This window comes from Gemelliphila sp. 1F1, assembly GCF_056897515.1.
On the sequence record NZ_JBXHBE010000001.1, the window covers coordinates 1 to 19,540 of the forward strand.

The 19,540-nt window shown below is 28.4% G+C and carries 17 protein-coding genes and 1 other RNA gene; 17 read left to right on the forward strand and 1 reads right to left on the reverse strand.

Features of this window, described 5'->3' with window-relative positions; genetic code table 11:
* Positions 1–180: 180 nt before the first annotated feature.
* The 9 genes from ffs to AC1XWJ_RS00045 all read left to right on the forward strand — a co-directional run bounded on the left by ffs (position 181) and on the right by AC1XWJ_RS00045 (position 8,978).
* Positions 181–445, forward strand: an RNA gene (ffs, locus tag AC1XWJ_RS00005) — signal recognition particle sRNA large type.
* A gap of 66 nt (positions 446–511) precedes the next feature.
* Positions 512–1,855, forward strand: coding sequence for an MATE family efflux transporter (locus tag AC1XWJ_RS00010; protein WP_483333702.1), 1,344 nt, complete (start codon positions 512–514; stop codon positions 1,853–1,855).
* Between the two features lie 178 nt (positions 1,856–2,033).
* Complete coding sequence (locus AC1XWJ_RS00015; protein WP_483333703.1) at positions 2,034–2,645, forward strand: DNA mismatch repair protein MutT; 612 nt, start codon at positions 2,034–2,036, stop codon at positions 2,643–2,645.
* A gap of 174 nt (positions 2,646–2,819) precedes the next feature.
* Complete coding sequence (locus tag AC1XWJ_RS00020; RefSeq protein WP_483333704.1) at positions 2,820–4,283, forward strand: DEAD/DEAH box helicase; 1,464 nt, start codon at positions 2,820–2,822, stop codon at positions 4,281–4,283.
* Positions 4,284–4,349: 66 nt separating this feature from the next.
* Positions 4,350–4,961, forward strand: a complete 612-nt coding sequence (locus AC1XWJ_RS00025) for a hypothetical protein (RefSeq protein ID WP_483333705.1) — start codon at positions 4,350–4,352, stop codon at positions 4,959–4,961.
* Positions 4,962–5,032: 71 nt separating this feature from the next.
* Positions 5,033–6,067 (forward strand): M42 family metallopeptidase, encoded by a 1,035-nt coding sequence (locus AC1XWJ_RS00030; RefSeq protein ID WP_483333706.1) that lies wholly within the window; start codon positions 5,033–5,035, stop codon positions 6,065–6,067.
* Positions 6,068–6,142: 75 nt separating this feature from the next.
* Positions 6,143–6,997 (forward strand): patatin-like phospholipase family protein, encoded by an 855-nt coding sequence (locus AC1XWJ_RS00035; protein ID WP_483333707.1) that lies wholly within the window; start codon positions 6,143–6,145, stop codon positions 6,995–6,997.
* A 75-nt stretch (positions 6,998–7,072) separates the two neighbouring features.
* Entirely contained in the window at positions 7,073–7,627 is a 555-nt protein-coding gene (lepB, locus tag AC1XWJ_RS00040; RefSeq protein ID WP_483333708.1) for a signal peptidase I, read from the forward strand.
* A gap of 100 nt (positions 7,628–7,727) precedes the next feature.
* Positions 7,728–8,978, forward strand: a complete 1,251-nt coding sequence (locus AC1XWJ_RS00045; protein ID WP_483333709.1) for a competence/damage-inducible protein A — start codon at positions 7,728–7,730, stop codon at positions 8,976–8,978.
* Positions 8,979–9,041: 63 nt separating this feature from the next.
* On the opposite strand, the gene AC1XWJ_RS00050 is transcribed toward AC1XWJ_RS00045, so the two are convergent.
* Positions 9,042–9,341 carry a DNA topoisomerase IV gene (locus AC1XWJ_RS00050; protein ID WP_483333710.1) on the reverse strand — a complete coding sequence of 100 codons (300 nt, stop codon included), beginning with the start codon at positions 9,339–9,341 and terminating at the stop codon, positions 9,042–9,044.
* Positions 9,342–9,514: 173 nt separating this feature from the next.
* Between AC1XWJ_RS00050 and AC1XWJ_RS00055 the strand changes: the two genes are divergently transcribed.
* The 8 genes from AC1XWJ_RS00055 (at position 9,515) to AC1XWJ_RS00090 (ending at position 19,086) form a co-directional block, all read left to right on the forward strand.
* Positions 9,515–10,945: a sucrose-specific PTS transporter subunit IIBC gene (locus tag AC1XWJ_RS00055; protein ID WP_483333711.1), complete on the forward strand. Its 1,431-nt coding sequence runs from the start codon at positions 9,515–9,517 to the stop codon at positions 10,943–10,945.
* On the forward strand, positions 10,935–12,230 hold the full coding sequence (locus tag AC1XWJ_RS00060) for a glycoside hydrolase family 32 protein (RefSeq protein WP_483333713.1): 1,296 nt from the start codon (positions 10,935–10,937) through the stop codon (positions 12,228–12,230). Before AC1XWJ_RS00055 ends, AC1XWJ_RS00060 begins: the two co-directional genes overlap by 11 nt.
* A gap of 13 nt (positions 12,231–12,243) precedes the next feature.
* Positions 12,244–13,188: a carbohydrate kinase family protein gene (locus tag AC1XWJ_RS00065; RefSeq protein WP_483333714.1), complete on the forward strand. Its 945-nt coding sequence runs from the start codon at positions 12,244–12,246 to the stop codon at positions 13,186–13,188.
* Positions 13,189–13,340: 152 nt separating this feature from the next.
* Entirely contained in the window at positions 13,341–14,363 is a 1,023-nt protein-coding gene (locus tag AC1XWJ_RS00070; protein ID WP_483333715.1) for a glycosyltransferase family 2 protein, read from the forward strand.
* A gap of 3 nt (positions 14,364–14,366) precedes the next feature.
* Positions 14,367–16,391: a glycosyltransferase family 39 protein gene (locus AC1XWJ_RS00075; protein ID WP_483333716.1), complete on the forward strand. Its 2,025-nt coding sequence runs from the start codon at positions 14,367–14,369 to the stop codon at positions 16,389–16,391.
* Positions 16,392–16,552: 161 nt separating this feature from the next.
* Positions 16,553–17,281 (forward strand): metal ABC transporter ATP-binding protein, encoded by a 729-nt coding sequence (locus AC1XWJ_RS00080; protein ID WP_483333717.1) that lies wholly within the window; start codon positions 16,553–16,555, stop codon positions 17,279–17,281.
* A gap of 4 nt (positions 17,282–17,285) precedes the next feature.
* A complete protein-coding gene (locus tag AC1XWJ_RS00085) occupies positions 17,286–18,206 on the forward strand; it encodes a metal ABC transporter permease (RefSeq protein ID WP_483333718.1) in 921 nt (306 codons plus the stop codon).
* A 1-nt stretch (position 18,207) separates the two neighbouring features.
* Entirely contained in the window at positions 18,208–19,086 is an 879-nt protein-coding gene (locus AC1XWJ_RS00090) for a metal ABC transporter permease (RefSeq protein ID WP_483333719.1), read from the forward strand.
* Positions 19,087–19,540 lie beyond the last annotated feature (454 nt).

Sequence of the window (19,540 nt, forward strand, 5' to 3'; positions counted from 1 at the left end):
TCTGATATAATTGTTTTCATAAGAGTAATTTCCTTTTTTTGATTTGTGGTTATTTCATTATACTGGATTTGCTCTTCTTTTTTCTTCCTTTTGTCTCACTTCTATTGTAACTCTACAATCTCTTTTTATAATTGAATTACTAATTATTGACAAAGTTATCTGAGGTTTGTTATAATATTATAATGCTAGGTGGGGAGTTAGCGGTGCCCTGTACTTGCAATCCGCTTTAGCAAGGCTGAATACCGAGATTCGGGTAATTATAGTAATGTCGAGTTTAGCACGTAGTGTTGATACTGAGGCACCTTATGACGCAAAACTTATGAACCATGTCAGGTCTGGAAAGAAGCAGCATTAAGTAAGGATTTTGTGGGTGTAAGAATTTGTCAAAGTTGAGCTGGCGACTGAACTAACGGTTGGTATAATTATTCAACTCTCGGTTGCATTTTGTCTTTATTTCCGATCATTGTTGGTCGGTTTATTTTATTTACAAGATATTTTATGGAGGATTGTTATGTATAATGCAAATACAACGAAAGAACAAATTATTGTTTTTGTAAAATTATTAGTGCCAGTCCTAATATATCAAATGATTTCATATTCATCGGGAATGATTGGAACTTTTATGGCTGGTCATTATAGTTCAACAGATTTAGCAGGACTAAGTATGGGGGTTAATATTTGGACACCAATACTTTCTGTTTTAACTACGTTAGTAGTAGCTTTGATACCTATCGTTTCTCAGCTAATAGGAAAAGGAGAGGAAGATCAAGTTCCTACTAAAGTTAGACAATTTATTTATATTTCACTAATATTAAGTGTAACAATAGCTTTAATATTAAATTTATCTTCTGATTTTGTAGTAACAAAGTTAGGTATAAGAGAAGATATTGGAGCTATAACTACTAGATTTTTGAAATACCAGAGTTTTGGAATTATTCCGATAACTTTATATGTAGTTCTTAGATCTTTTATTGATAGTTTGGGTCTTACAAGAATATCTATGGGAATTATGCTGATTTATGTCCCTATTAGTGTAGCTTTGTCTTATGTATTTATTTTTGGTAAATTAGGTCTTCCTGAATTGGGAGGAGCTGGAGTTGCCATTGCCATAAACATAACTTATATTATTTCATTTATAATGGCTTTAATAGTAGTATTAAATCATCCTAAAATTAATAAATATAAAATTTTCAAATTAGAGGGAATAAAATTATCACATTGGCCTGAAATTTTTAAGTTAGGTATTCCTATGGTAATTGCAGTAGCTTTAGAAAGTTTTATGTTTTCGGTATTATCACTTATGGTTTCAAGATTCGATACTGCGACAATAGCTGCTCATCAAAGTTCATTGAATTTTAGTGGATTTTTATACGCACTACCGATGAGTATATCAGGAGCGTTAACAATAATTGTTGCTTATCATATAGGGGCAAAAGAATATAAAATAGCGGATAAATATGTGAAAATAGGTATGGTTATTTCTATTGTTTTCTCTATACTAGTTGCTACAGTTATAACAATTTTAGACAAAAAAATACCTTATTTGTATGGAACAGATCCAGAATTTTTAAATATTGCATCACAATTATTATATTTTGTAATCGCATTTCTTATTTTTGATTCTTTTTCTGCCTCATTGATAGGTGTTATGAGAGCCTATAAAAAAGTTGTTCCTACGTGTATTTTTATGTTTACAGGGTTTTATGTTATAGGATTACCATTAGCATATTATTTAGTATTTATAAAAGAAGTAGGAGTTTATGGGCTTTGGATAGCTTGGTTATTCGGTTTAGCAATTTATGCAATTTTAATGGTAACTTATTACTTCAAAGTAATAAAAAAGAAATATGTTTAAAAAATTATAGATTAAAGAAGGATAGATTTCTATATATTTAGAATCTATCCTTTTTTATAATTCTTTTGGAATATACATAATAGACTAGCATATAATTTTTAATATAACTTTTATAACATTCTTATTTATGTTATACTTTAATACATAGTTATATAGAAATTTTAGGAGTGATTATTTGATGAGTAAATGGGATGAACAAATTTTAGTGGTTGATAGAAAAGTTATATTTAATAATGAAGAAAATTCTTTTTATGGATTTTTACCAAAAGATGATGCTAGAGTACAAAAAATCGTTAGTACGTTCAAAAGTTATGAGGTTAAACGTCGTGGAGATATGGAAGAAGATCCTACATATAAACAATTAATAGGATATACGATAATTAAAGATAAAGTGAGTAAAGAAATTTTGGTTTATAAACGTCTTGTTGGAGGTGGAGAAGCTAGACTTCATGGTAAAGCGTCTGTTGGAATAGGTGGACATATGAATGATATACCGAATAAAAATATAGATGACGTTATAAAAATCAATGCAGCTAGAGAGATAGAAGAAGAAGTAGCAATAAATATTGATGAAGCTTTGAATAGCATAGAATTTATTGGGTTAATTAATGACGATAAAGAAGAGGTAGGAAAAGTTCATATAGGATTGGTATATATTTGTGAAGTAGATAAGAACAAAGTTAAAGTAGCAGAGGATGATACTTTAACTATTGAATGGCTATCATCAACTGAAGCAAAAAATATTAATAGTTACGAATCTTGGTCGGATTTCTTAAAGCCAGTGATGTAATTAATACATATTGTATAAGACTAGACTTTTAATAAAATTATAATATGTTATAATTTATAATTTTATTGGAATTTTAGTCTTATATAATTTACACTAGAGTTTTTTCTTTATTTCTGTTATAATAGTAAAGTTATTTAAAATTTATGACTTAATAATAAAAGTAAGGAGAAAGTAATGACAACATTTGAAGAACTAGGAGTGAGTAAAGAAACGTTAAATTCTTTATTTGCTATGGGGTTTGTCGAGCCAACGGGTATTCAACAAGAGACGATTCCTTATGTTTTGTCAGGAATAGATGTGCTAGCCCAAGCACAAACAGGTTCTGGAAAAACAGGAGCATTTGGGATACCTATTGTAGAAAGTATAAGGTCTAATGACAATTTACAAGCATTAGTTTTAGCTCCTACTAGAGAGTTAGCTCAACAAGTAGGAGAACAATTACGCTTAATGGCGAAAAATAAAAATATAAAGGTTAGTATAATTTTTGGTGGAACTAGCATCGAACGTCAAATTAAAGATTTAAAAAAGAAACCACAAATAGTAGTGGGAACTCCCGGACGTATAATAGATCATATAAACAGAAAAACATTAAAGTTAAACAGTTTAACTCATCTAGTATTAGATGAGGCAGATGAAATGTTAAATATGGGCTTTATAGATGATGTAAGGTTTATTTTATCAAAGATAGAAAATGATCATCAAACATTATTATTTTCAGCGACTATGCCATCAGCAATAAAAGAATTATCAACTCAATTTATGAAAGAATATAAATTAATAAAAACAATGAGTGTAGAAGAGTTGAATCCAGATATAACAGAGTGTGCTACTATTATCCGCGAAAATGAAAAACTATCAACATTAATAGGATTTTTAGACGTTCATAATCCTAATTTGGCAATTATATTCGGAAGAACTAAACGACGCGTTGATGAATTATCTAGTGCGTTAGTTGCAAAAGGTTATTTAGCAGAAGGATTACATGGAGATATTACACAATCCAAAAGGCTTGAAATACTTAGAAAGTTTAAAAATGGCTCACTACAAATATTAGTAGCTACTGATGTTGCTGCTAGAGGAATTGATATTAGTGATGTAACGCACGTATATAATTTTGACATACCTCAAGATACAGAAAGTTATACACATAGAATAGGAAGAACAGGAAGAGCAGGTAAATCAGGTGTAGCTGTGACGTTTTTGAACCCTGTTGAGATGCCTTATCTACGAGATATTGAAAATCAAAAAGGAGAACGTCTGAAAATGTTAAGACCATTCTCCGATGAAGAGATTAAACGTGCCAGACATAACAGAGTTTATGAAGATATATTAACAGACTTAGCAGATGATTATAGTGAATTAAATAGTCTTGCAAATAAATTAATGGCACAAAGTAACGCAGAAAAAATAATTGCTACATTGCTTAATAAATTAATTAATTCGAAAAAAGATGTTGATGTAGAGTTATCATACGAAAAACCTTTAGTTAGAAAAGAACAAAAATCAAGTCGTCGTTCAAGAGCATATAAAAATGATAGAAGAAAAAGAAGTAAGAATGATGATAAAAAGCGTAACGAAAAAAAATATACAGATAAAAAGTTTTTTGACAAACGTGGTAAAAGAACACAAAATAAATAATATATAAGCAAATTTGGACTGAAGGTAATAACTATTTAGTCCAAATTTTTTTAGAAAGGATATAATATGTTATATACATTACAAATTATTTTTCCAAGAGAGGAAGCTATAGAAGACAATAAACAGGTAACTACAAATAAAAAAGAACTTTTGTTAGATAAAGAAGGTTATGAATTAATAGAATTACATCAGAAATATCAGAGTATGGGTTATTTAGTGAACGTTAAATTTAAGCCTACTTATGAGGAAGTAGATCCTTTTACTATAGCTAACAATTTAACATTGTTAGGAATAGGTTATAAAGCTAGTCTAAAAATAAAAAATGCAGATAACTATGATAAAACTCGCCAGTTAGCTAATATAATAGAAAATCAAGGATATGACTACGAAATAGCTATTAAATTGAAAATAAACGAAACATCTCCTGTAGATTTTTCTAAAGAAGTAACGTGGTTTGGAGAATGTGCAACGTATTCAGTAAAACCAAAAATTGTAGTTGAGGATATAGCAGAAATAAAAATGCTATACAATAAATTATTAGATTTGGGATATGATGCAACTATAAATATTCGTCCGAAGAAACAAGCAGATATGGAATTTGCAACGCAACTTAGTGCGTACCCAGAAAAAACAGAAGTAATTTTTACTTTGAGAGATTCGGAATATTTTGAAGAATAAATTTACTTATTTCGATAAAATGTGTATACTGTAATAAGAGATATAAATTTATTTTGGAGGAGTATAATATTATGAAAAATGTTATTAACTATATTGAAAAATTAACATCTATACCATCACCAACGGGATATACAAAGGATATCATAAACTATATCTATGAGGAACTTAGTTGTTTTGGGTACAAGTCTGTCATAACCAAAAAAGGTGGATTGCTATTAACCGTTGAAGGAGATAATGTAGAAAAAGAACGCTTTATAACAGCACATATTGATACATTAGGGGCTATGGTTAAAGATATAAAAGCTGATGGAAGAGTTGCATTCACATTGGTTGGAGGATTTACATTTAACTCTATAGAAGGAGAGAATTGTACAATTCATTTAACAAATGGTAAGAAAATAACGGGAACAATATTATTACATCAAAATAGCGTTCACGTATATTCAGATGCAAAAACTGCGGAACGAAATGATAAAAATATGGAAATTCGTTTGGATATAAAAACTAGTTCAAAACAAGAAACTTTGGCTAGCGGTATTCAAGTAGGTGATTTTATTTCATTTGATACGAGAACAATAGTTACAGAAAGTGGATTTATAAAATCACGTCATCTTGATGATAAAGTAAGTGCTGCGATATTAATTAATATTTTAAAAGATATTGCAAACAATAGCATTAAATTACCTTATACAACACATTTTTATTTCTCAAATAATGAAGAAATAGGATACGGTGGGAATTCAAATATTAGTGATAAAGTTTGTGAATATTTGGCAGTAGATATGGGGGCTATGGGAGATGGTCAGCATACAGATGAATATACAGTTTCTATTTGTGTCAAAGATAGTTCCGGACCATATCATTATGATTTAAGAAATCATTTCGTAAAATTGTGTGAAGAGAATAATATTCCTTATAAATTAGATATTTACCCATATTATGGAAGTGATGCTTCAGCAGCTATGAGAGCTGGAGCTGATATTAAACACGGACTATTAGGTGCAGGGATTGAATCTAGTCATGCTTACGAAAGAACTCATGAGAATTCTGTTAAAGCAACTTATGATTTAGTTTATTCTTATATACTGAGTGATATGATTGATTAAAATATAAATTAAATTTAATGTTGATATTATATTATAATATCTTAAGGGAGAGTATATTTTAAGTGAGGTGATATTATGAAAGTAGGATTAGTACTTGAAGGAGGCGGTATGCGTGGTATGTATACTGCAGGAGTGCTAGATTCTTTTTTGGATAATAATATAGATATAAATTGTATTATAGGGGTTTCTGCAGGAGCATTATTCGGGGTGAATTATGTATCAAAACAAAGAGGAAGAGCGCTAAATTATAATACTAAATATATAAAACACCCAATGTATATGAGCCTAAAATCATTAGTCAAAACAGGAAATATGGTTAATAAGGAATTTGCTTATTACGTTTTACCGCAAAGATTAGATGTGTTCAATCAAGAAGAATTTGCAAAATCTAATATTGATTATTACGCAACAGTTACTAATATAGATAGTTGTGAAGCTGAATATATTAAGATTAAAGATGTTTTTGAACAAATGGAAGTATTGCGAGCTAGTTCAGCTCTTCCATTTATATCTAAAGTAGTAGAGATAGAAGGTGGTAGATATTTAGATGGAGGTATAGCAGATAGCATACCTATTGACAAGATGCTAACTATGGATTGTGATAAAATAGTAGTAGTTCTTACTAGACCATATAATTATCGAAAAGAAGAAAAAGAAAATAAAATATTATACAAGATAGCAAAACAAAAATATGGAAAACTAGCTGACTTGATTAAAGCTCGTCCAAATAATTATAATAAAACGTTGGATAAGATATATAATCTTAGAGATAATAAAGAAATTTTTGTTATCCAACCTAGTAAGGAAATAAAGATAAAACGATTAGAAAAAGATGTTAATAAAATCAAAGAAATATATAACTTAGGGTTAGAAGATAGCAATAATATTATTACTGATTTAAAAATGTATTTAAATGCTAGTAATAAATAATTAGCTATGATATAATTACAGAGTTAAGTATAAATATACTTTAAAAGTTAAATTTTATATAAAAGAGGAAATATAGTGAAATTTATAAAAGAAATATTTGAGTGGATAATAGTAGTAGTGGTGTCTATTGCTCTATACTTTGGAATTACTACTTATTTAGTTGCACCTTATACTGTTAAAGGACATTCTATGGACTACACTTTTGCAGATAATGATAAAGTGTTTATTAACAAAATTAGTAGTAATTATGAACGAGGAGATGAGATTGTTTTTCACGCTAACGAAACAGATGACTATATTAAGAGAATTATAGGTGTTCCTGGCGATACTGTAGAAGTTATTGGAGATGTCCTATATATAAATGGTCAAAAGGTAGATGAACCGTATTTGGATCAGAAGAAAAAAGAACTAGCAGCTAGTGGAAGTACAGAAAGTCTAACTCCAGATTTCAATATTGAATATTTAAAGAGTACGCAATCAAAAACTGTCCCAGCAGGAATGTATTTTGTAATGGGAGATAATAGACCTAACAGTACAGACAGTCGAGTTTTTGGATTTATTAAAGAAGATTCGATAGTAGGTAAGGTTGCTTTACGTTACTATCCATTTAGTACATTTAAGACATTTTAATAGAGAAATAAAATATAAAAGGTAGATAAATTATTATTTACCTTTTATTTTTTTTATTTAAAGAGTATAATAAAAGTATCAATAGAAAAGAGGTGTGATTATGAATGTAGAGTTAGTATCAGTCGGAACAGAGTTACTGTTGGGAGATATTGTAAATACAAATACTGCCTATTTATCCAAAGAATTAGCTAATATAGGTATAAATGTATTCAAGCATACAACGGTAGGAGATAACAAGGGAAGATTATTAAGAACGTTTGATAGAGCGTTTAATAGTAGTGATACTATTATAGTAACTGGAGGATTAGGTCCAACAGATGATGATATAACTAAAGAATGTGCAGCTGAATATTTCAATAGAGATTTTTATTTAGATGATTACTCGTGGGAGAAAATTAAAAATTATGTTCTAAAATACAGTAAAAACAACGTACTTACTAATAATAACAAAAAACAGGCTATGATACCAAATGGAGCTATTATTTTAGAAAATTTTTGCGGTACTGCTCCGGGAATTATACTGGAAGATAATGGTCGTAGAATAATTTTGATGCCTGGTCCTCCTAGAGAAATGAAAGATATGTTTGTAAAATCTGTCAAACCTTATTTAGAAAAATTAAGTGATCAAAAATTCGTTTCTAAATACATAAGATTTTATGGAATAGGAGAATCATTGTTAGAAGATAAAATAAAAGTTATATTGGATAATCAGACGAATCCAACGGTGGCACTTTATGCAAAAACAGGAGAAGTGCTAATAAGAGTTACTGCAAGTGGTGAGACTAAAGAAATTTGTGAGAACTTAGTAGAACAAAAAATAGTAGAATTAGAGAATTTAGTAGGAGAATATATTTATTTAATAGGAGATGAAACTATTGCTGATAGTCAAAGTGAGCTACACAGAGTTGTAGCAGGATTATTAATTGATAATGATTTAAATATATCATTAGCTGAATCATTAACAGGTGGGCATATTACATCACTTTTAGTAGAAAATGCAGGAATTTCTAATTCACTAAAAGAAAGTATAGTTAGTTACTCTAATCAATCAAAAATTAATAGTTTGAGTGTCAAAGAAGAAACAATAGCAAAATATGGTGTAGTTAGTTCCGAAGTAGCTTATGAAATGGTACAAGGTTTAGCCCAAAAGTCAAAAACAGATATAGCAATATCTACTACAGGATATGCAGATGGAGATATAGATGCAGGATTAGTGTACATAGGATTATATTATCAAGGAGAAATAATTACCAAAAAATGCCAATTTAATGGAGATAGATCAAGGGTAATAGACAGAGCTTCTAAAGAGTCTTTAAATGAAATTAGAAAAATTATTTTGAACAATATTTAATAATTAAGTACTAAATAAAAAACACTTAACTTAGATTAATAAAATTCTAAGTTAAGTGTTTTTTTATGAATCGGCTGCATCTTCTAACATAATTTGATCGGTAGATATGCTAAACTCATCATACTCAGAGTCTTCTGTATCGTAAGAATATTCCAAAGAAAGTTTCATTTCTTGAGAATAATTATAAAAATCATCATCTAAGCTATCCATAAATAGTTCGCTTGAATTGAATTTTTCGTCTGCATAATCATTTAAAATTTCATCTTCATAATCAATCTCGGTATTGAAGTCCTGGGAATATTCATCGTCATTAGAACAAATGAGGTGTGGGGACTCCAAACTAGATAAGTTCATAGTAAACATATTGACAATCTCCTTATATAAATAATATTTTCATAGATTATACACTAAAAAAAAAATAATAGCAAGAAAAAAGATGATAAATAATTTATACTAGGTTGTTGACTTTTTTTTAAAATTAATATAGAATTAGAAAAGTAACGTTACCATTTATAAAATTATTAGGAGAAGAGGACATGGATTTAAAAAAGATTGCTAAAGAAGTAATTGAATTTAGTGGTGGTCAAGATAATATTCAAAGTGCAACACACTGTGCAACTCGTTTAAGGTTAGAGTTGAACGATGAATCAAATTATGATCAAAAGAAGTTAGAAGATATTGAAGGAGTAAAAGGTGTTTTTTTCACTAATGGACAACTTCAATTAATTTTTGGTAGTGGACTTGTACAACAAGTTTATGCAGCTTATAACGAAGTAACTGGTGGAGAAACTTCAGGCTCAAAACAAGAAAAACAAAAAACTAAAGGGAATTTAGCACAACGTTTTGTAAAAATGTTGAGCGATATATTTGTTCCTATCATACCTGCCATTGTAGCAGGTGGGTTGTTAATGGGTATTAATAACCTTCTAACAGCAAAAGATATTTTTGCAGAGGGAAAAACTTTATTAGAAATTTATCCTAATATTGCATCATTGGCAGATTTAGTTAATTTATTAGCTAATGCCCCTTTCGTTTTCTTACCGGTATTAATTGGATTTTCAGCAACTAAAAGATTTGGAGGTAACCCTTATCTAGGAGCTGCGTTAGGTATGATTATGGTGCATCCTCAATTAGTTAATGCATATAATGAAGTTGCAGCTCGCGCAGCAGGTGAAATTCCAGTTTGGAATATTTTTGGATTAGCAATTGAGCAAATTGGATATCAAGGTACAGTATTACCTATTATTGTTATGAGTTTTGTTCTAGCGACTATAGAAAAATATTTAAGACGTGTAACACCAATTTATTTAGATAACTTAACAACACCGTTATTGTCATTATTTATTACAGGTTTCTTAACATTTGCGGTTACTGGACCATTATTACGTCAAGCAGGTAATTTATTAGCAGATGGATTATCTTGGTTATATTACAGTTTAGGATTTGTAGGAGCAGGAATATTCGGACTGTTCTACGCACCTATAGTTATTACTGGTATGCATCATTCATTTATAGCTATAGAAACTACTTTAATAGCTGATGCGGTATCAAATGGGACAGGAGGATCATTTATCTTCCCGATAGCGTCTATGAATAATATTGCTCAGGCAGGAGCGGTATTTGCGGTAATGTTCTTTATTAAAGATGTTAAAATAAAATCACTTGCTTCTGCATCAGGAATTTCTGCAGCACTAGGAATTACAGAGCCTGCTATGTTCGGGGTAAACTTGCGTTTAAGATATCCATTCTACGGAGCTATCGCAGGTAGTGCAATAGGAAGTGCTTGGTTAGGATTTAACAAAGTATTAGCAGTAGCTTTAGGTGCTGCAGGATTACCAGGATTTTTATCAATTAGACCTTCACAATGGACAGCATTTTTAATAGGACTTATAATATCATTCACTGTTGCATTTTTAGTAACAGCATATTTCTTTAAAACGAAAAAGGAGTTAGTTGATGCAAAATAACATTTGGGAACAAAGCTTACACTTAGAACCTACTAAGGGATGGCTGAATGATCCTAATGGGCTAGTATATTTTGGAGGAACGTATCATATATTTCATCAATATTCTTACGAAGTAGAAGGTGGTTTGAAATTATGGTATTATTATACTAGTAAAGATTTGATCAATTATGATGATAAAGGAGTATTTCTAAAACCTGATAGAGAATTTGATAAATCGGGAGTATACTCAGGAAGTGCGAATATCGAAGGAGATAAAGTAGTACTTTATTATACAGGAAATGTTAAACATAAAGGTAATTATGACTACGTTCACAATGGACGTGGTCATAATACTATTAAATTAGAAACAAAAGATTTTGAGACATTTTCGGAAAAAGAATTACTTTTAAGTACAGATGATTATCCTAATATGTCAAATCACGTTAGAGATCCTAAGGTTTTTGAAAAAGATAATAACAAATATTTAATATTAGGGGCAAGGGATAGTAATGATTTTGGTTGTTTATTAGTATATAAAAATATGGAGTACTATAAGACTATATATCCTACGAAAAATTTAGGATATATGTGGGAATGTCCTGATTATATAGAAGTAGATGGAGAAGAATTATTATTATATTCACCCCAAGGTATTGCTAATATGTATCCAGATAACAAAAATGTTTATCAAATAGGGTATTCTACAATTAGTGAAGGTATAGAAAATATTGAAAAAATAGATAATTTCAAAATTTTAGATTATGGACATGATTTTTATGCTTCACAAACATTTATAGATGAAGATGGAAATAGAATAATGTATGCGTGGATGTATGTGCCTGATAGTAGTTACACTAATCCAACATCACAATTTGGTTACCAAAACTGCTTAACTATTCCACGTGTTTTAAATTTTAAAAATGGTAAATTATACCAATCAATACACAAATCTGTAAAAAAATTGTTTGGAGATAGAATAGAAAGTCCTAGTTTTGATTTAGGAAGTTGGTATTTCAAACAAGATACAGGGAATAATTTTAAAATTACTATTGATAGTTTGGATATAGCTTATGAGGATGGAGAACTAAATATTAATCTTAACGAAAGTGGCTACGGTCGTGATAATAGATCATTGTCATTAGATTTAAGAAGTATAGAAATAATATTTGATAATTCATCATTTGAGATATTTATTAACGACGGTGAACTATCATTCTCTTCAAGATATTATCCTAAAAATCATATTACAAATATAAACTCAGATAAATTTGAAGCATATAAATTAAATTCTATAAATATAAAATAATAGGAGAAAATATATGGCAGTTTTATGCATAGGAGAAATGTTAATAGACTTTATTGGTGCAGAAAATGGAAAAATAGACAAAGTATCTGCTTTTAAAAAAGAAGCTGGAGGATCTGTTGCTAATGTAGCATGTGTTGCTTCTAAGCTAGGACAAAAAAGCTATCTACTAACATCTTTGGGGAATGATGGATTTGGAGATTTTTTAGAGAATGTTTTAGAAAAAGAAGGTGTAGATACAAAATATGTATCTAGAAAAAATGATACATTTACACCACTGGCATTTGTAGCATTAGATGATACAGGAGATAGAACTTTTAGTTTTTATTTTAAAGGTTCATCTGCTTTAAGAATTAGTGAGAATGATGTAAAAGAAGTAGATTTTCAAGAAATAGAAGCGGTACATTTTGCTAGTATATCTATTCAAGAAGAATCAAAAGATAGTCACTTATTGTTATTGAAAGAAGCTAAGAAAAGAGGAATTTTAGTTAGCTTTGATGTTAATTTAAGATTTAATTTATGGAATAATGATAAATTATACTTAGAAACTATAAAAGAATTTTTACCTTATGTTGATATTATTAAAGTTGCTGATAACGAATTAGAATTTTTAACGGGAACTACAGATATAAAAGAAGCATTACATAAAGATTTCAGTCATATAAAATATGTTTTATATACAAAAGGAGAAAAAGGTTCAGAAGTTTATAGTAATAATCTTTCAGTTAAGACAGCTGTGCCAATAGTAAATGTTATAGATACTACTGGAGCAGGTGATGCTTTTGCAGGATCATTCTTATCAAAATTATTAGAACTTGAAAATATAGGTGATATAAATCAAGAAAAACTTAATTATTTAGCCAACTTTGCTACTAATTATGCGACATTAACTACTACAAAAACAGGTGCAATATCAAGCTACATGACAGAAGAAGAATTCAACAATCTTAGTTCTAAATAAAAGCTTTCTAATATAAGATAAATTAAATATATTTTTAATATAAGAGTATAGGACGTCTTGTCTTATACTTTTTATTTTTGTTATTAGAAAAGTTTTAATAAATAATATACTATGATATAATAAAGTAATTAAAGTCTTGTAGAGGTATGAATATGACGAAAGATTTGAATGAAACAAAAGACGTTTTTGTAGACACAGTTCTTATTAGCGATGAAATTTTGATTAAAAATATAAAGACTTCTAATATAAATTATAAAGTATCAGTTATTCTAAATTCTTATAGAAAAGTGGATAATTTAATAGAAAATATCAATAATTTATTTGCACAGACGTTTAAGGATTTTGAAATTATTATAATAGATGATTTGTCAACAGATGTTATGGAAAAAGTTTTTGATAGTTACAAAAACTATGGAAATATTAATTATATTAAAAAACAATTAGGATCAAAATCAGCAGCGAAAAATATAGGTATCGATTATGCAAGAGGAGAATATATAGTTTTTATAGAAGAAAATATAGAGAAAATAGAAGAAAACTATTTGGAAGCTATGTATTACACAATAAATCATACTCATTCTGATGTTGTAGTATTGGCTAATGCTGATAATCTATCGTTTATGAAGGAATATTTTGAAAAAAATTCAAAAACTAACGGAATAGAACTATTATCAGCAGAAATAATGGAGTACAAAAACAAATTAGATAGTACGTTAAGCTCCTTTATATTTAGAAAACAATTTTTAAATATATATAACTTACGTTTTAATGCAGATATTTTAGTAGGAGAAAATCTATATTTTAAAATAAAAGTATGTGATAAAGTAAAAAAAATTCAGTTATGCACAGAAACTAGTTATACAAAGAAAAATTATTCGAAGAAGCATGATAATAAAGCTATAGTACAATCAAGTTATATGAGAATGATGATGACTATTAATAAAATAGAAGATTTTGTTGAATCAAAATATTATAATGAAGCCTGTTATTTATTATGTGGCTATTTATATGCAGAATTAGCAAGCAAAGATTTATCTAGTGAAAGTAAAAATAAAATTTTTAATATTATAGCTAACAAAAGATATTATTTCAAACTTGACAGTATAAGTCATAAAATTCTTGTTCAATTGTCTCCTAGACTGTTTGTAAAATCTTTAGTAGGGTCAGAGGTATAATTTATGAGGAAAATTTTACATAATATTTTCGCTTATACTTTTATTTGTTTGTTTGCTTTAGCTTTGATTTGGATTACCGTTGCTCCTTTTGTGTATGAGAGAATATTAAACCCGATAGTATTATTGCTAGGGATACCAGTAGTTTTAATGCTGTTGTTACAGTTAGTTAAAAAGATTTTAGCAAGCGACGAACTAACACTAAAAAAGTATAATCTATATATTATAGTTTCTTATATAATTTTTCAGGGTATTATATTGACTATGGATACTCTTAATTTTTCTGATGGAGCAGAAATTGAAAATGAAGCTCATTATATGTTAAATTACGGAAAATTTTCAGGAGAAAGATACTTTTTAGTTTATCCAAACAATATTACGCCTACTATAATTTTATATTGGATATATAGAATAGCTAACTTTTTAAATTTATCAGAAGTTTTTATGCTTCACTTGTTCTGCTTTTTAATAACAAGCGCAACAATGTTTTTAACTTATAAAACAGCAGGTAAGTTATTGGATAAAAATAAACAAACAATAGTGTTGCTACTTATGTTACTATATGTACCATTTCAAATGTATAGTTTATTTTATTATTCTGATACATTAATGATTATTATGGTAGCTCTAATAATGTATGTTTTAATACCATCAGATGGTAGTTTTATTTTTAGAAGTAAACATATCATTGCTGTTGCATTGTTGATTGCTTTTGGTTGGAATTTACGTTCAAATATTATTATTATTTTGCCAGCATTATTAGTATATTTAGCATTTTTCAAATGGTATAAAAAAATTATTTTATTGATTGTAACCTTTTTATTCGGATTTGTTATTTTTGGAAAGATGTTTGATATGCTTTGGTCATACTATGGATTTTTCACTGATGAAGGTTATAAATTTCCTATGATGCATTGGGTAATGATGGGTATGAGTATTCAAGGAGGAAGTTATAACTGGCAGGATTTTCAATATACTTATTTAAGTCAAGACAAGATGGCAGATGATTTAAGTTTATTTTTTAATAGATTGATACACAGACCAATATTTTTAAACTTACTTGTATTTGTTTTAAAAATTAGAGGAAATTGGAGCGATGGTACGATAAATTACACTAATGGAACACGTGCTTTACGTGAAGGAGATAGCTTTTTATGGCAATTATTCTACGGTAGTAACAATAGTATCTTTGTCTACACATCACAAATGCTCTATGCAGTAATTATTTTTATGTTAGTATATTATATGTACAAACGTCGTAAAAACTATATTACATCAATGTTTTTGTTCCAAATTATCATATTCGGGGTATTTATGTTTCATTTAATATGGGAGGCTAAGCCTAGGTATGTTTATGCATGGATGCCGATAATATTTATTTTATCTACTAAAGGAATAATAATATTTTTAGAAGAAAATAATAAAACTATGTTCGATAATTACAAAAAGAAACTTTACATAGCGTTTGGTTTAGTATTTAGTATTCAGCTAATATCAGATAGTTTTTTACGTCCTAGTTATTCAATGAATTTAGATTATGACTCACGAGTAATTAATGGAATAAGTGTCTATGCTACAGACAAATACTTGCGTGATGGAATAGTAAGAGTTAATCAAGATACAGAAGTAGAGCAAACATTTAAAGCGACAATGTCGTTTAATTATGTTCGAGGATATATATCAGCTTATGACGAAAATAACAATTCCAAATATAAGGTAGAGATAATAGATAAGAAGACTAATAATGTAGTTCGAGAAACTACATTTGTATATAGAGAACTATACTGGGAATTGCCACTTCAAACCTATACTCTACGTTGGTATTTTGATTATTTGCCAGAAGGAGACTACTCTATTAAATTTACTCAAATAGAAAATGTTAATAATGGTAACATAGTAATATCAAGCGTACCTAATGAAATGGTAGATATGTATACTAGTGGTAAATTATATATTAATGGTATAGATCAAAACAAAAAAGATCTAGCATTACAAATAGGGCGTCGCCACGAAAAATTATGGTGGTATTAAAATATAAATATAAAAAGTGTTTATACACAATTAAACTTATGTGTTTAATGTGTATAAACATTTTTTATTTAAAATTTTAATTTACAAAATAATGTAATTGTAGTAAAATAAATATAAAGTTTCCTTAAGGAAACAAAAATGATGTAAGGAAAAAGTAAGTTATGGAAAATAAGAAAATAAAAATAAAGAATTTATCAGTGGCTTACGATGTTGAGCCAGTTATTTGGGATATAAATGTAGAAATAGAAAAGGGAAAATTAACCGCAATAGTAGGCCCTAATGGTGCCGGAAAATCAACATTATTTAAAACTATATTAGGGCTTATACAACCACTTACTGGAGAAATTAGTATAACTTCTAATACTAACAATTTATTGAGTTATGTGCCTCAGACGTCTAGTATAGATTGGGATTTTCCTGCGACAGTTTTTGATGTAGTATTGATGGGACGTTATCAAAATTTGGGATTATTCAAACGTCCAACAAAAAAAGATAAAGAAATAGCAGAAAAAGCAATACAAAAAGTTGACCTTGAAGAATTTTCTAATCGTCAAATTAATAATTTATCAGGTGGTCAGAAACAACGTGTATTTCTTGCAAGAGCATTAGCTCAAGGAACAGATCTCTACTTATTAGATGAGCCATTTCAAGGGGTTGATGCACACAGCGAAAAGATGATAGTATCAATTCTACGTGAATTAGTAAATGAGGGAAAAACTATAGTAATAGTTCACCACGACCTACAAACTATTGAAGAGTATTTTGATAATGTTGTATTAATTAATAAAAATATTATAGCTAGTGGAAAAGTAACAGATGTTTTTACCGATGATAATATAAGTAACACATACTCTCCAAAATTAAATTATTTTAAGCAGAGGGAGTTGTAAGAAAATGACTAGTTTATTACAAAGTTATACTTTTCAAATAGTTGCTTTAGGAGCGACGTTATTAGGTGGAGTGTGCGGAGCAGTAGGAGTTTTTTCTGTACTAAAAAAAGAGAGTTTAATAGGTGATGTAATTTCTCACGCTGCATTACCTGGGATATGCTTTGCATATATAATTACTCGCGAAAAAGAATTAGTAATTTTACTTCTTGGAGCTTTAGGATCAGGGTTAATAGCTAATATGTTAATTAATTACACAGCGAAAAAAACATCTATTAAGTTAGATAATATTTTAGCCCTAGTTTTATCGATGTTTTTTGGTTTAGGTATAGTATTACTAACGTATATAAAGGTTTTACCCGGAGCTAATAAGGCAGGATTAAATAAATTTATTTTTGGACAAGCTGCTGCTATTTTAAAAGAAGATATTTATTTAATTAGTGGTATATCATTATTAGTTCTTATAGTACTTATAAGTTATTGGTATAAATTTAAGTTAGTAATATTTGATTACACTTATGCAAAGATAATATATAAAAATAGAGTTAGATTTTATGAATTACTTTTATCATTTTTAACAGTAATATGTATTGTTATTGGATTAGAAATGGTTGGAGTTATCTTGATGAGTTCGTTAATTATAGTTCCTGCAGTATCTGCTAGACAGTGGACAGATAATTTGGTAAAAATGACTATTATATCATCACTTGTAGGAGGAATTTCTGGGTTACTTGGAACTGTAATAAGCTCTAGTTCTTTGAATTTACCGACAGGACCAGTAATTGTTTTGATATTAAGTTTTTTTGTGTTAGTTAGTTTAGTATTTTCTCCTAAAAGAGGTATCCTTAGAAAATATCTTTATAGAAAACAAGAGCAGCAGAAAATAATTACAGATATGAATAAATTATCTAGTAGGAGGGAGAGTTAATATGGGAGCTAATATTGAAATTATTTTGGTAGGAATAATGGTATGTGCTTGTTGTGCCTTGCCTGGAACATTTTTGGTGTTAAGGGGAATGAGTATGATGACAGATGCAATTTCTCATACTGTGCTTCTAGGTATTGTTTTAGGATTTTTTGCTAGTGATGGTAATATTAGTTCGCCAATAGTCGTTATCTTCGCTATATTAACAGGACTACTTACTGTGTGGCTTACAGAACTTTTGTATAGCACAAAGCTGGTGAATAAAGGTTCCGCCATAGGAATTGTATTTCCTTTTCTATTTGCAACTGCAGTAATTTTAATAGCGAAATTTGCAAAAAATGTCCATTTAGATGTTGAACATATAATTTTTGGTGATATAACATTTGTTCCATTCGAAAGGTTTGAGACAGTTAATTATGATTTTGGACCTAAAGCATTGGTTATACTATCAATAATATTTATTATAAATCTAACTATTATAAGTTTGTTTTACAAAGAATTTAAAGTTAGTACATTTGATAGTGAATATGCAAAAGTTATTGGTATTTCTATAACATTTATGAATTATCTATTAATGTCATTAGTATCAGTTACTAGCTTTGGAGCATTTCAAGCGGTTGGTGTAATTGTAGTAATAGCTTTTATGGTAGGACCAGCTTTGACCGCAAGATTATTGACTGATAAACTAGGAAATATGTTAATACTTAGTATTATAATAGGAACGATAGATAGTTTAGTAGGTTATTTTCTTGCTGTATATTTTGATGTTTCTATATCAGGTATGCAAGCATTTATAATAGGGTTAATATTTTTTGTTGTATTATTGATCACTAAAAGAAAAAATTTATTTAAAGCTAAAAAAACTGTAGTTAGTAATAATTAATAAAAAAAATAGCGACAAGTATATACTTGTCGCTATTTTTTGGATAATATCTATGTAATAAAGTTAAAATTTAATTTTTTGATAATTAACTATTATCTTATTGTCTTTTTAAAATGTATATTGATTTAATGTATCTTTATATAAAAAAAACCTACCCTACAAAAGTGTAAGGTAGAAATAAGGGAGTAAATATGAAAAGTCTTTATTATAAGCTAGGGATACTTATAATAAAAGAACATTTGAAGTAATTACTTACTTCATTGATTATTATAACATATTTATAATAAAAAGCAATAGAAAAAACTTAATTTTTTAGAAAAAATTTAAGAAAACGTTATTGTATTTATCTTAATAATTTTAGTTTGTATTTTATTAAACTTATCAAATATTTGTAGTTGTAGAAGTGAATATCTATATAATTTTATATTAGTATATTATATTAAATTAAAATAAA

Coding starts and splice junctions, on each gene's coding strand:
- AC1XWJ_RS00015 (WP_483333703.1), top strand. CDS start 2,034: ATGAGTAAATGGGATGAACAAATTTTAGTGGTTGATAGAAAAGTTATA.
- AC1XWJ_RS00070 (WP_483333715.1), top strand. CDS start 13,341: ATGACGAAAGATTTGAATGAAACAAAAGACGTTTTTGTAGACACAGTT.
- AC1XWJ_RS00080 (WP_483333717.1), top strand. CDS start 16,553: ATGGAAAATAAGAAAATAAAAATAAAGAATTTATCAGTGGCTTACGAT.
- AC1XWJ_RS00030 (WP_483333706.1), top strand. CDS start 5,033: ATGAAAAATGTTATTAACTATATTGAAAAATTAACATCTATACCATCA.
- AC1XWJ_RS00025 (WP_483333705.1), top strand. CDS start 4,350: ATGTTATATACATTACAAATTATTTTTCCAAGAGAGGAAGCTATAGAA.
- AC1XWJ_RS00020 (WP_483333704.1), top strand. CDS start 2,820: ATGACAACATTTGAAGAACTAGGAGTGAGTAAAGAAACGTTAAATTCT.
- AC1XWJ_RS00060 (WP_483333713.1), top strand. CDS start 10,935: ATGCAAAATAACATTTGGGAACAAAGCTTACACTTAGAACCTACTAAG.
- AC1XWJ_RS00090 (WP_483333719.1), top strand. CDS start 18,208: ATGGGAGCTAATATTGAAATTATTTTGGTAGGAATAATGGTATGTGCT.
- AC1XWJ_RS00045 (WP_483333709.1), top strand. CDS start 7,728: ATGAATGTAGAGTTAGTATCAGTCGGAACAGAGTTACTGTTGGGAGAT.
- AC1XWJ_RS00035 (WP_483333707.1), top strand. CDS start 6,143: ATGAAAGTAGGATTAGTACTTGAAGGAGGCGGTATGCGTGGTATGTAT.
- AC1XWJ_RS00085 (WP_483333718.1), top strand. CDS start 17,286: ATGACTAGTTTATTACAAAGTTATACTTTTCAAATAGTTGCTTTAGGA.
- AC1XWJ_RS00075 (WP_483333716.1), top strand. CDS start 14,367: ATGAGGAAAATTTTACATAATATTTTCGCTTATACTTTTATTTGTTTG.
- AC1XWJ_RS00065 (WP_483333714.1), top strand. CDS start 12,244: ATGGCAGTTTTATGCATAGGAGAAATGTTAATAGACTTTATTGGTGCA.
- AC1XWJ_RS00010 (WP_483333702.1), top strand. CDS start 512: ATGTATAATGCAAATACAACGAAAGAACAAATTATTGTTTTTGTAAAA.
- AC1XWJ_RS00055 (WP_483333711.1), top strand. CDS start 9,515: ATGGATTTAAAAAAGATTGCTAAAGAAGTAATTGAATTTAGTGGTGGT.
- AC1XWJ_RS00050 (WP_483333710.1), bottom strand. CDS start 9,341: ATGTTTACTATGAACTTATCTAGTTTGGAGTCCCCACACCTCATTTGT.